This is a genomic window from Streptomyces sp. NPDC050759 (genome assembly GCF_044456945.1).
In the GTDB taxonomy this organism is placed as follows: Bacteria; Actinomycetota; Actinomycetes; order Streptomycetales; family Streptomycetaceae; genus Streptomyces.
Genome location: NZ_JBITGI010000014.1, coordinates 105,315 through 117,728, shown reverse-complemented (window position 1 = coordinate 117,728; position 12,414 = coordinate 105,315). Strand labels below are relative to the sequence as shown.

General features: G+C 70.9%; 9 protein-coding genes. 6 read left to right on the top strand and 3 right to left on the bottom strand.

Going from position 1 to position 12,414, the window contains the following annotated elements:
- Positions 1 to 21: 21 nt before the first annotated feature.
- The 6 genes from ACIBJB_RS34045 to ACIBJB_RS34020 are packed head-to-tail and all read left to right on the top strand — an operon-like array spanning position 22 to position 6,862.
- Entirely contained in the window at positions 22 to 807 is a 786-nt protein-coding gene (locus ACIBJB_RS34045) for a GntR family transcriptional regulator (protein ID WP_398936419.1), read from the top strand.
- Between the two features lie 31 nt (positions 808 to 838).
- A complete protein-coding gene (locus ACIBJB_RS34040; RefSeq protein WP_018568287.1) occupies positions 839 to 1,066 on the top strand; it encodes a ferredoxin family protein in 228 nt (75 codons plus the stop codon).
- 16 nt (positions 1,067 to 1,082) lie between these two features.
- Positions 1,083 to 2,420, top strand: coding sequence for an ABC transporter substrate-binding protein (locus ACIBJB_RS34035; protein WP_398936417.1), 1,338 nt, complete (start codon positions 1,083 to 1,085; stop codon positions 2,418 to 2,420).
- Positions 2,417 to 3,301 carry an ABC transporter permease gene (locus ACIBJB_RS34030; RefSeq protein ID WP_398936415.1) on the top strand — a complete coding sequence of 295 codons (885 nt, stop codon included), beginning with the start codon at positions 2,417 to 2,419 and terminating at the stop codon, positions 3,299 to 3,301. Before ACIBJB_RS34035 ends, ACIBJB_RS34030 begins: the two co-directional genes overlap by 4 nt.
- Positions 3,285 to 4,052: an ABC transporter ATP-binding protein gene (locus tag ACIBJB_RS34025; RefSeq protein WP_398936413.1), complete on the top strand. Its 768-nt coding sequence runs from the start codon at positions 3,285 to 3,287 to the stop codon at positions 4,050 to 4,052. The genes ACIBJB_RS34030 and ACIBJB_RS34025 overlap by 17 nt, the downstream gene beginning before the upstream one ends.
- Before the next feature lie 11 nt (positions 4,053 to 4,063).
- Complete coding sequence (locus ACIBJB_RS34020; RefSeq protein WP_398936411.1) at positions 4,064 to 6,862, top strand: fumarate reductase/succinate dehydrogenase flavoprotein subunit; 2,799 nt, start codon at positions 4,064 to 4,066, stop codon at positions 6,860 to 6,862.
- 92 nt (positions 6,863 to 6,954) lie between these two features.
- Here the strand turns inward: ACIBJB_RS34020 and recQ are convergent, their stop codons facing one another.
- The 3 genes from recQ to ACIBJB_RS34005 form a co-directional block, all read right to left on the bottom strand.
- Positions 6,955 to 8,961: a DNA helicase RecQ gene (recQ, locus tag ACIBJB_RS34015; protein WP_398936734.1), complete on the bottom strand. Its 2,007-nt coding sequence runs from the start codon at positions 8,959 to 8,961 to the stop codon at positions 6,955 to 6,957.
- Between the two features lie 233 nt (positions 8,962 to 9,194).
- Positions 9,195 to 10,844, bottom strand: a complete 1,650-nt coding sequence (gene nuoN / locus ACIBJB_RS34010) for an NADH-quinone oxidoreductase subunit NuoN (RefSeq protein ID WP_311718327.1) — start codon at positions 10,842 to 10,844, stop codon at positions 9,195 to 9,197.
- Positions 10,841 to 12,412 carry an NADH-quinone oxidoreductase subunit M gene (locus ACIBJB_RS34005; protein WP_398936409.1) on the bottom strand — a complete coding sequence of 524 codons (1,572 nt, stop codon included), beginning with the start codon at positions 12,410 to 12,412 and terminating at the stop codon, positions 10,841 to 10,843. The genes nuoN and ACIBJB_RS34005 overlap by 4 nt, the downstream gene beginning before the upstream one ends.
- Between the last annotated feature and the right edge of the window lie 2 nt (positions 12,413 to 12,414).

Genomic DNA, 12,414 nt, shown 5'->3' with positions numbered 1-12,414 from the left:
CGGCTCGGTATGGTTCCAGCCATGCCATCCACCGACCGTGTCCGGGACCACGCAGGCCAAGGCGCGACCACCGTCGCCGCCCGGGCCCGGCGCCGGCTGCGTGCGGACCAGGCACGGCAACTCGCCGATCTTCTGCGCCACCAGCTCCTGACCGGCGGCTTCGAGGACGGCACCCTTCCCCATGAGACGACCCTCGCCACCGACTACCGCGCCTCCCGCAACACGGTCCGCCAAGCCCTGGACCTGCTCCGCGCCGAAGGCCTGGTCGAACGCCTCCCCGGCGTCGGCACCGTGGTCGTGGGCCAGAAGTACCCCCATGGCCTGGACCGTCTGATGGGCCTCGCGGAAACCCTGCACGAACACGGCACGGTCACCAACGAGGTCCGCACCATGGGCCCGGCCCCCGCCCCCCACCCGGTGGCCCAGCGCCTCCAGATCGCCCCCGGCACCGACGTCCTCTACATCGAACGCCTGCGCCGCCTGAACGGCCTGCCCCTCTCCCTCGACCTCACCTACATCCCCCTCGACATCGGCACCGCCCTGCTCGGCGCCGACCTGGAGAACACCGACGTCTTCCGCCTCCTGGAGACGATCACCGGCCAGGGCCTCGGCCACGCCGAGATCACCCTGGAGGCGGTGAACGCGGACGCCCACTCCGCCGCCGTACTGGAAGCCCCGCGCGGCGCGGCCGTCCTCATGCTGGAACGCCTCACCCACCTCGCCGACGGCCGCCCCGTCGACCTGGAGTTCATCCGCTTCCGCGGCGACCGCATCACGATGAGCGGTCTGCTGCACCGCTCGCTCTGACCTCTTTCCGAGCCGTTTCCTGGAGACAGCCATGCCCTTGGCGCCCCAGCGGGCCGACGTGCCCGTGACCATCGACGAGTCGAAGTGCATCGACGGCTGCACCCTGTGCGTGGACATGTGCCCGCTGGACTCCCTGGCCATCGACACCAGCAGCGGCAAGGCCTACATGCACGTCGACGAGTGCTGGTACTGCGGCCCGTGCGCGGCCCGCTGTCCCACCGGAGCCGTCACGGTCAACATGCCCTATCTGCTCCGGTGAGAGGCCCTGAACTCCCATGAAACACAAACCGGTTGTCGCCGCACTGCTGCTGTTCGCGCCGCTGACGGCCTGCGGCAGCGCCCAGGCGGGCGCCAGTTCCACGGTCACCGTCACCGTCGGCTACCAGTCCAGGACCATCAACACGGTCACGGCCGGAACACTGCTTCGCTCGCTCGGCTACTTCGAGAAACAGCTCAACTCCCTCCACGACGGCCACACCTACAAGGTCGACTGGCAGGACTACGCCACCGGCGCCCCCATCACCGCCCAGATGACCGCCGGGAAGATCGACATCGGCTCGATGGGCGACTTCCCGCTCCTCATCAACGCGGCCCGCGGCAAGCAGCTCGGCAAGCCCACCCGCCTGGTCTCGGTCACCGGCTACAACCTGCGCGGCGGACTGAACACGATCGTCACCTCCCCGAACTCGAAACTGGCCTCCCTGGCCGGCCTCAAGGGCAAGAAGGTCTCCACCAGCGTCGGCTCCGCCGCCGACGGCACCCTCGTACGCGCCCTCCAGCGGGCCGGCATCGACGCCGACAAGGGCATCGAGAAGCTCAACCAGCAGCCCGCGGTGGGTGCTTCGGCCCTGTCGGCGGGCAGCACGGACGCGCTCTCCCAGTTCGTCGCCTGGCCCGGACTGCTCGCCTACCAGGGCAAGGCGAAGGCCCTGTACGACGGTGCCGAGCTGGACCTGCCCACCTTCCACGGCGTCACCGCCGGCGAGGACTTCGCCAAGAAGCGCCCGGCGGTCCTGGAGGCGTTCCTGAAGGCCCAGGCCGAGGCCACCGACTACCTCAACGCCCACCCGGTCGCCGCCGCCGAGTCGGTCGCGAAAGCCACCGGCCTGCCCGCCGAGGTCGTCTACCTCTACAACGGCGCCCACGGCATCGCCACCTTCGACCCGGCGGTCAAGCCGCAGCTGGTGTCCGCGCTGAAGGAGGACGTCTCGGTCCTGAAGGCGGCCAAGCTGACCGGTGACGTGGACGTGGACTCCTTCGTCGACGACCAGTACGTCAAGAAGGCCCTCGGAGCCGGTTACGCCAAGCGCCTCGCCGCTGCTCCCGCCCCTTCCGCGAGCGAGGTCTGGCCCAAGGGCGCCTCCAGGACGCAGAGCTTCAAGACGCCCGCCGAGCTCCTCGCGTACGTCTCCGCGCACCAGGACGGCATCCGCGCCGCCTACGTCCCCGACGCCACCACCGGCACCCTCTGGTTCGCCGACAAGGCAGTCTGGGTGGCCGACGGCCACGAACTGCTGCCCTTCGTCGCCCCGGAGACCGCGCGGGCCTACGTCTTGGCGCACGGCGGCGCCCGGGTCGTCACATACGCCGACGCGCTGGAACAGGCGTCATGAGCCGGCCCCTGCCGAAAGCCGGCCGGTACGCGCTGCGGGCGGCCTCGCTCGCGGTCGCCCTCGGCGTGTGGCAGCTGCTGACCAGTCTCGACATCGACCTGTGGCTGCGCTTCTCGCAGTTCCCCACGGTCGCCGACGTGGCCCGCACCTTCGCCGACCGGCTGTCCGGCCCGGACTACTGGACGGACCTCACCGCCAGCGTCACCCGCATCCTCACCGGTTTCCTGCTGGCCGCGGTGCTCGGTGTGGCGACGGGCGTGCTCGTGGCGCGCTCCCACCTCGCCGAGGACCTGCTCGGCCCGGTCCTGGAGGTCGTCCGCCCGATCCCGGCGATCGCCCTGGTCCCCGTCGCCATCCTGCTGTTCCCCTCCAACGAACAGGGCATCATCTTCATCACCTTCACCGCCGCCTTCTTCCCCGTCCTGGTCTCCACCCGGCACGCGGTCCGCGCGCTGACCCCCGGGTGGGAGGAGGCGGTGCTGACCATGGGCGGCGGCCGGTGGCGGATCCTCGCCTCGGTCGTCCTGCCCGGCGCACTGCCCGGCATCTTCGGCGGCCTGTCCGTCGGCATCGGCGTGTCGTGGATCTGTGTGATCTCCGCCGAGATGATCTCCGGCCAGTACGGCGTCGGCTACCGCACCTGGCAGGACTACACCGTCGTCGACTACGCGGGCGTCTTCGTCGGCATGGTCACCATCGGCGTCCTCGGCTGGCTCACCTCCACGGCCGTGGAACTCCTGGGGCGCCGTCTGACGCGATGGCTGCCGAGGACGTCGTACGTCGCCGCCGGCCGGACTCCGCGGCGGGTGAACCGTGCCGCGGCCGCCGTGCCGGTGCGCCCCACGGCTCAGGAGGGCGTGCCCCATGACCAGCTCGTCTGACGTCCGTTCACCTGTCCGCAGCGGCGCGGCACTGGCGCTGCGCGGCGCCGCCCTCGGGCGGCCCGACGTGCCCGTGCTCGACGGAGTGGACCTCGTCGTGGCTCCCGGCGAGATCCTGACCCTCGTCGGGCCCTCCGGATGCGGCAAGTCGACGCTGCTGCGCACGCTGGCGGGACTGTTGTCGCCGCTCGCCGGAGAGGTCAGCCAGGACGGTCGCCCGCTGACGGGCCCCGCCGCCGACCGCGCCCTGATCTTCCAGGAGGACGCCCTCCTGCCCTGGCGCACCCTGCGCGCGAACGTCGAACTGCCGTTCGCCATCAAGGGGTTGCCGCGTGCGGAGCGCAGGCGGCAGGCGCAGGCGTGGCTGGAGCGCGTCGGACTTGCCGACCACGCCAGGCAGTTGCCGCACCGTGTCTCGGGCGGACAGCGCCAGCGCGCCCAGCTGGCCCGCGCCCTCGCGGGAGCGCCGCGCGCCGTCCTCATGGACGAACCCTTCGGCGCCCTGGACGCCCAGACCCGCGCCGGAATGCAGGACCTCCTCGTCGAGGTGCTGCGGGGCACCGGGGCCACCGTCGTCTTCGTCACCCACGACGTGGACGAGGCCCTCTTCCTGGGCGACCGGGTCGCACTCATCGGCTCCGGCCGCCTGACCGCCGTACGCGACGTGCCCCGCCCGCGCGACCGCGCGGCGCACGACGACCCGGCACGCCTGGCGCTGCGGCGCGACGTCCTCTCCTCGCTCGGTACCTGAAAGGCCCCCCGGTGACCACCTCCGTGAACCCTCCCCTGGAGATCCCCGCGCTCACCGACGCCGAGGAACTCACCTGCGACGTCCTTGTCATCGGCGGCGGCACCGCCGGGACCATGGCCGCCCTGACCGCCGCCGAGCACGGCGCGGACGTGATCCTGCTGGAGAAGGCCCACGTCCGGCACTCCGGCGCCCTCGCCATGGGCATGGACGGCGTCAACAACGCGGTCATCCCCGGCCGCGCCGAACCGGACGACTACGTCGCCGAGATCACCCGCGCCAACGACGGCATCGTCGACCAGTCCACCGTCCGCCAGACCGCCACGCGCGGCTTCGGGATGGTGCAGCGTCTGGAGTCGTACGGCGTGAAGTTCGAGAAGGACGAGCACGGCGACTACGCGGTCCGCCAGGTCCATCGCTCCGGTTCGTACGTGCTGCCGATGCCGGAGGGCAAGGACGTCAAGAAGGTCCTGTACCGGCAGCTGCGGCGGCGCGAGATGCGGGAGCGGATCCGCATCGAGAACCGGGTGATGCCGGTGCGGGTGCTGACCGCTCCCGAGGACGGGCGTGCGGTGGGCGCCGTCGGCTTCAACACGCGTACGGGCGCGTTCGTCACGGTCCGCGCGGGCGCGGTGATCCTGGCGACCGGGGCCTGCGGCCGCCTGGGCCTGCCCGCCTCCGGCTACCTGTACGGCACCTACGAGAACCCGACCAACGCGGGCGACGGCTACGCCATGGCCTACCACGCGGGCGCCGAGCTCACCGGCATCGAGTGCTTCCAGATCAACCCGCTGATCAAGGACTACAACGGGCCCGCCTGCGCGTACGTCGCCAACCCCTTCGGCGGCTACCAGGTCAACCGGCACGGCGAGCGCTTCGTCGACTCCGACTACTGGTCCGGCCAGATGATGGCCGAGTTCGCGGCGGAGGTCGCGTCCGACCGGGGGCCGGTGTACCTGAAGCTGAGCCACCTCCCCGAGGAGTCGATCTCGTCCCTGGAGTCGATCCTGCACTCCACGGAACGGCCCACGCGCGGAACGTTCCACGAGGGCCGCGGTCACGACTACCGCACCCATGACATCGAGATGCACATCTCCGAGATCGGCCTGTGCGGCGGCCACTCGGCCTCCGGCGTCCGCGTCGACGACCACGCCCGTACGACCGTCCCCCGCCTCTACGCGGCCGGCGACCTGGCCTGCGTCCCGCACAACTACATGATCGGCGCGTTCGTCTTCGGCGACCTGGCGGGCGCGGACGCCTCCCAGTACGCGCCGTACAAAGGGGAGTTGCCGCCCGACCAGCTCCGCGAGGCGCACGAACTGATCTACCGCCCGCTGCGCAACCCGGACGGCCCTCCGCAGCCCCAGGTCGAGTACAAGTTGCGCCGCTTCGTGAACGACTACGTGGCCCCGCCGAAGTCGGGGGCGCGGCTGTCGCTGGCCCTGGAGTCCTTCGAGCGGATGCGCGCCGACATCGCCTCGATGGGTGCCCGCACCGCGCACGAGCTGATGCGCTGCGCCGAGGTCTCCTTCATCCGCGACTGCGCCGAGATGGCCGCGCGCGCCTCCCTCGCCCGCACGGAGTCCCGCTGGGGCCTCTACCACGACCGTCTCGATCACCCCCATCGCGACGACGCCTCCTGGTTCCACCATCTCGATCTGCACAAGTCCCCCTCTGGTGCGATGGAGTTCACGGCCCGTCCCGTGGCTCCCTATCTGGTCCCGATCGACGAGTTCACTCCCGTCGGTGGCCCCTCCCGGCACCTCGGCGAGGTGCACGCCGAGGTGGTGGCGACGGCGGGGGCGCGGGAGGTGGCCCCGGTCGCCGTCGGGCAGTTCGGTGCCACGAGCGACACGGCCGCCGACCGACCCGGTGCCGACACCGTGACGGACACCCCGGTCGCCCCCGGCTCTTCCGCGCCGGTCTCACCCCGGCTGCTCGAGCTCCTCGCTCTCGCCGAGCAGGAACCCGAACTCGCCGTCGTCCGTACCTACCTGGCCGATCCCGAGCCCGCTGTCCGCCGTACGGCCGTCACCGTCCTCACGGAGACCGCGCCACCGGGGACCGGGCCGGTCCTCGCCGAGGCCCTCACCGACCACGACTCCGGTGTCCGCGCCGCAGCGGCCGCCTCCCTGCGCGAACTCGTCGAGACGCTCCCGCCCGAGCCCGCCCTCCGCGAGGGTCTCGCCGCCGCCCTGGCCGAGTCCGACCCGGTCGTCCGCGCCGCCGCGCTGGACGTCCTGCGTGCCCTGCGCCTCGGCGACACGGAACTGTTCGCCGGGGCCCTCACCGACTCGGACATCGCCGTCCGCATCGAGGCCGTCCGCGCCCTGGTCTCCGTGGACGCCGCGGTGGAACTCGCCCACGCGGCAAGTACCGACCCCTCCCGCGAGGTCCGCGTGACGATCGCCAAGGCACTGGCCACGGTGTCGGCGCAGCGCCCCCTCGACGTCGTCCTCGACGCCTTGGCCCGGCTCACCGAGGACTCCGACGCACTGGTACGCGGGGCCGCCTACGGAGCGCTGGGCACCACCGGCTGCCCCGCCCCCCTCGCCACCCGCGCCGTCGCCGCCCTGTCGGCCGCCGCCTGGCAGGTCCGGTCGGGTGCCGCGACGGCGCTGGCCGCCGCCCATCCCAACGTGGCCGTGCCCGCCCTCGCCAAGGCCCTCGCCGACCCGAACGCCGACGTCCGCAAGGCCGCCGTCCTCGCCCTGACCCGGCACACGAGCACCGCCGACGCACGCGCGGCCCTGGCCACGGCGACGACGGACTCGGACGCGGACGTCAGGGCGTATGCGGGGCGGGCCTTGTGACGTTGGCGCAAGGGCCCGCGCGACGCACGCCTTGTGACGTGCCGTAAGGCCTACGCGGCTCCGCCGCTCCCCGCGCCGGCGCCCGGCGGCGGCTATATCCAGTCGTCCTCGGGCGCCGGCTCCCCGTCCATCTCGGGCCAGTGGTCGGCGCCAGGATCCGCGTCGCCGGCCTGGTCCGGTGTCTTTGACTCCGCACCGCCGTCTGCCAGCCCGGCGAGCACCTCGATCACACCCTCGCCGTACGTGGCGAGCTTCTTCTCACCGACTCCGCCGACGCTTCCGAGCTGCGTCACGGACGTGGGCCACACCGTGACGATCTCCCTGAGCGTGGCGTCGTGGAAGATGACGTACGCCGGGACGCCCTGCTCGCGGGCCTGCTCGGCGCGCCAGGCGCGCAGTGCCTCGAACGCCGGCACCAGCGCCTCGGGCAGCTCGGCCACCACGGCCTTGGCCTTGCCCCGACCGGAAGAGGACGAGGAGGCCGACTTGGCGCTCACCGGCTTCTTCGGTTCCTTGCGCAGCGGCACCTCCCGCTCCCGCCGCAGCACCGCACCGCTCGCCTCGGTCAGCACCAGCGTGCCGTAGTCCCCCTCGACCGCGAGCAGTCCCTGGGCGAGCAACTGCCGTACGACACCTCGCCATTCGCCCTCGGAGAGCTCCTCGCCGATGCCGAACACCGACAGCTGGTCGTGGTCGAACTGGATGACCTTGCCGGTGCGCTTGCCGAGCAGGATGTCGACGATCTGCACCGCCCCGAACTTCTGTCCGCGCTCCCGCTGCAACCGCACCACCGTCGAGAGCACCTTCTGGGCGGCGACCGTGCCGTCCCAGGTCTCCGGCGGGGTGAGGCAGGTGTCGCAGTTGCCGCAGCCCGTCGGCTCCGGTTCCTGGCCGAAGTAGTTCAGGAGCTGTCCGCGCCTGCACTGGGCGGTCTCGCACAGCGCGAGCATCGAGTCCAGGTGGGCGGCGGCCCGGCGCCGGAACGCCTCGTCGCCCTCGCTCGACTGGATCATCTTGCGCTGCTGTATGACGTCGTTGAGGCCGTAGGCCATCCAGGCCGTGGACGCCAGTCCGTCACGCCCCGCGCGGCCCGTCTCCTGGTAGTAGCCCTCGACCGACTTGGGCAGGTCGAGGTGGGCGACGAAGCGGACGTCCGGCTTGTCGATGCCCATGCCGAAGGCGATGGTCGCCACCACCACCAGGCCGTCCTCGCGCAGGAAGCGGGACTGGTGGGCGGCGCGGGTGCCCGCGTCCAGGCCCGCGTGGTACGGGACCGCCTCGATGCCGTTGCGGGAGAGGAACTCGGCGGTGGCCTCCACCGACTTGCGGGAGAGGCAGTACACGATGCCCGCGTCTCCCGCGTGCTCCTCGCGCAGGAAGGCCAGCAGCTGCTTCTTCGGGTCGGCCTTCGGCACGATCCGGTACTGGATGTTGGGCCGGTCGAAGCTCGCCTCGAAGTGCCGGGCCGTCGGCATGTTCAGCCGCTGGGTGATCTCGTCGTGCGTGGCACGCGTGGCCGTCGCGGTGAGCGCGATCCGCGGGACGTCGGGCCAGCGCTCGCCGAGCACCGACAGCGTCAGATAGTCGGGACGGAAGTCGTGGCCCCACTGCGAGACGCAGTGCGCCTCGTCGATGGCGAAGACGGCGATCTTGCCGCGGGAGAGCAGGTCCTGGGTGGCGTCCAGCCGCAGCCGCTCCGGCGCGAGATAGAGCAGGTCCAGCTCCCCGGCCAGGAACTCGGCCTCCACCACGCGGCGCTCGTCGAAGTCCTGCGTGGAGTTCATGAACCCGGCGCGCACGCCGAGCGCCCTGAGCGCGGTCACCTGGTCGTGCATCAGCGCGATGAGCGGTGAGACGACGATGCCCGTGCCGGGTCTGACCAGGGACGGAATCTGGTAACACAGCGACTTGCCGCCGCCGGTCGGCATGAGCACGACGGCGTCACCGCCGGCCACCACATGCTCGATGATCTCTTCCTGCTCGCCGCGGAAGGCGTCGTATCCGAAGACCCGGTGCAGCGTGGCCAGTGCCTCGCTGTCGCTCGCGTCCGGTGTCCCGGTGATCCCTGGCATCTCGCTGATACCGCCCATCCCGCCCATAGTCCCGTCCCCCGTACGTCGTCCCTCGACCACTGCCTCCACGATAGGGGCCGGGACCGACAGCGTCGGAGTTATCCACAGGCCGGGCCTGTGACGTTCCGTGGTCATTCGATCGGCCACTGTCATACGCGGCCCGCCCCTGGCCACGGACCGGCGCCCCCGTACGCGGCGGGCCCCGGCTCCCTCCAAGGGAACCGGGGCCCGCCGCATGAACACGGTTTAGGCAGCGCAGCTCAGCGCACGAACACTCCCGCCTGGTTCGCCAGGTCCAGGAAGTACTGCGGCGCCACACCGAGCACCAGTGTGACCGCCACGCCGACCCCGATCGCCGTCATCGTCAGCGGTGACGGCACGGCGACCGTCGGCCCCTCCGGGCGCGGCTCGCTGAAGAACATCAGCACGATCACCCGGATGTAGAAGAACGCGGCGATGGCCGACGAGATCACACCGACCACGACGAGCGGCGCCGCGCCGCCTTCCGCCGCCGCCTTGAACACGGCGAACTTCCCGGCGAAGCCGGAGGTCAGCGGGATACCGGCGAAGGCCAGCAGGAACACCGCGAACACGGCGGCCACCAGCGGCGAACGACGGCCCAGACCCGCCCACTTGGACAGGTGTGTCGCCTCACCACCGGCGTCGCGCACCAGCGTGACCACGGCGAACGCGCCGATTGTCACGAACGAGTACGCCGCCAGGTAGAAGAGGACGGACGACACTCCGTCCGGGGTGGTCGCGATGACACCCGCGAGGATGAATCCCGCGTGCGCGATCGACGAGTACGCCAGCAGCCGCTTGATGTCGGTCTGCGTGATCGCGACGATCGCACCGCCGAGCATGGTGACGATCGCGACGGCCCACATGACCGGCCGCCAGTCCCAGCGCAGGCCCGGCAGGACGACGTACAGCAGGCGCAGCAGCGCGCCGAACGCGGCCACCTTGGTCGCCGCCGCCATGAAGCCGGTGACCGGGGTCGGCGCACCCTGGTAGACGTCCGGCGTCCACATGTGGAACGGGACGGCGCCCACCTTGAACAGCAGGCCCATGACGATCATCGCGGCGCCGATCAGCAGCAGCGCGTCGTTGCCCATGGTGTCCACGAGCGCCGGATCCACGGTGGTGATCGTGCCGTCGACGACCTTCGCGATGGTGCCGTACGACACCGAGCCCGCATAGCCGTAGAGCAGGGCGATGCCGAACAGGGTGAACGCGGAGGCGAACGAGCCCAGCAGGAAGTACTTGACCGCGGCCTCCTGCGACATGAGCCGCTTGCGGCGGGCCAGGGCGCACAGCAGGTACAGCGGGAGCGAGAAGACCTCCAGGGCCACGAACAGCGTCAGCAGGTCGTTGGCCGCCGGGAAGATCAGCATGCCGGCGACCGCGAAGAGCAGCAGTGGGAACACCTCGGTGGTGGTGAACCCGGCCTTCACGGCGGCCTTCTCGCTGTCACTGCCCGGCACGGACGCGGCCTGCGCGGCGAACGAGTCGACGCGGTTGCCGTGTGTCTCGGGGTCGAGCCGGCGCTCGGCGAACGTGAACAGGCCGACCAGGCCCGCCAGCAGGATCGTGCCCTGGAGGAACAGGGCCGGTCCGTCGACGGCGATCGCGCCCATCGCCGCGATGCCCGCCTTGGTGGTGGCGTATCCGTCGGAGGCGAGGGCGACGACCGCCGCGAAGGCGGCGCACAGCGCTACGACGGACACGAACAGCTGGGCGTAGTAACGGGACTTGCGCGGGACGAACGCCTCGACCAGCACTCCGATGATCGCCGCACCCAGGATGATCAGGGTGGGCGACAATTGCCCGTATTCGATCTTCGGCGCGTCGATCTTGGAGATCGGGTCGGCCGCGGTTGTCCACAGGCTGTGGACGGCTGTCGCACTCACTTGGCCGCCTCCACCTCGGGCTTGGGGTCCTTCTTGTGTACGTCGGACATGGTCGACTTCACCGCCGGGTTCACGATGTCCGTGACGGGCTTCGGGTAGACGCCCAGGAAGATCAACAGGACGACCAGCGGGGCGACGACCAGGAGCTCACGCGCGCGCAGGTCGGGCATCGCGGAGACCTCGGGCTTCACCGGGCCCGTCATCGTCCGCTGGTAGAGGACGAGGGTGTAGAGCGCGGCGAGCACGATGCCGAAGGTCGCGATGATGCCGATCACCGGGTAGCGCGCGAACGTGCCGACCAGGACCAGGAACTCGCTGACGAACGGCGCGAGCCCCGGCAGGGACAGGGTCGCGAGGCCGCCGATCAGGAAGGTGCCGGCGAGCACCGGGGCGACCTTCTGGACACCGCCGTAGTCGGCGATGAGCCGCGAGCCGCGCCGCGAGATCAGGAAGCCGGCCACCAGCATCAGCGCGGCCGTCGAGATCCCGTGGTTGACCATGTAGAGCGTCGCGCCGGACTGGCCCTGGCTGGTCATCGCGAAGATGCCCATGATGATGAAGCCGAAGTGCGAGATCGACGCGTAGGCCACCAGCCGCTTGATGTCGCGCTGGCCGACCGCGAGCAGCGCCCCGTAGATGATGCTGATCACCGCCAGGACCAGGATCGCGGGTGTCGCCCACTTGCTGGCCTCCGGGAAGAGCTGGAGGCAGAAGCGGAGCATCGCGAAGGTGCCCACCTTGTCGACGACCGCCGTGATGAGCACGGCGACCGGGGCGGTGGCCTCCCCCATCGCGTTGGGCAGCCAGGTGTGCAGCGGCCACAGGGGCGCCTTCACCGCGAAGGCGAAGAAGAATCCGAGGAACAGCCAGCGTTCGGTGTTCGTCGCCATGTCGAGCGTGCCGTTGGCGCGTGCTTCGGCGATCTCCTGGAGGCTGAAGTTCCCGGCGACCACGTAGAGGCCGATCACCGCGGCCAGCATGATCAGACCGCCGACCAGGTTGTAGAGGAGGAACTTCACGGCGGCGTACGAGCGTTGGGCCGCCGCCTTCTCGTCGGAGCCCGCGTGGGCACGGTCCCCGAAGCCGCCGATGAGGAAGTACATCGGGATGAGCATGGCTTCGAAGAAGATGTAGAAGAGGAAGACGTCGGTGGCTTCGAAGGAGATGATCACCATCGCCTCGACGGCCAGGATCAGGGCGAAGAAGCCCTGTGTCGGCCGCCACCGCTTGCTTCCGGTCTCCAGCGGGTCCGCGTCGTGCCAGCCCGCCAGGATGATGAACGGGATCAGCAGCGCGGTCAGCGCGAGAAGCGCCACTCCGATGCCGTCCACGCCCAGTTCGTACCGGACCCCGAAGTCCGCGATCCAGGCGTGCGATTCGGTGAGCTGGTAGCGGGCGCCGTCCGGGTCGAAGCGGACCAGGACGGCGATCGCGAGGGCGAGTGTGGCGAGGGAGACGAGCAGCGCCAGCCATTTGGCGGCGGTGCGTCGCGCGGCCGGCACGGCGGCCGTGGCGATCGCCCCGATCGCCGGGAGCGCCGCCGTCGCTGTCAGCAGAGGAAAGGACATCG

Excerpts from the sequence above, each read along its gene's own strand:
- ACIBJB_RS34045 (WP_398936419.1), top strand. The coding sequence starts at position 22 with ATGCCATCCACCGACCGTGTCCGGGACCACGCAGGCCAAGGCGCGACC.
- ACIBJB_RS34040 (WP_018568287.1), top strand. The coding sequence starts at position 839 with ATGCCCTTGGCGCCCCAGCGGGCCGACGTGCCCGTGACCATCGACGAG.
- ACIBJB_RS34035 (WP_398936417.1), top strand. The coding sequence starts at position 1,083 with ATGAAACACAAACCGGTTGTCGCCGCACTGCTGCTGTTCGCGCCGCTG.
- ACIBJB_RS34030 (WP_398936415.1), top strand. The coding sequence starts at position 2,417 with ATGAGCCGGCCCCTGCCGAAAGCCGGCCGGTACGCGCTGCGGGCGGCC.
- ACIBJB_RS34025 (WP_398936413.1), top strand. The coding sequence starts at position 3,285 with ATGACCAGCTCGTCTGACGTCCGTTCACCTGTCCGCAGCGGCGCGGCA.
- recQ (WP_398936734.1), bottom strand. The coding sequence starts at position 8,961 with ATGGGCGGGATGGGCGGTATCAGCGAGATGCCAGGGATCACCGGGACA.
- ACIBJB_RS34005 (WP_398936409.1), bottom strand. The coding sequence starts at position 12,412 with ATGTCCTTTCCTCTGCTGACAGCGACGGCGGCGCTCCCGGCGATCGGG.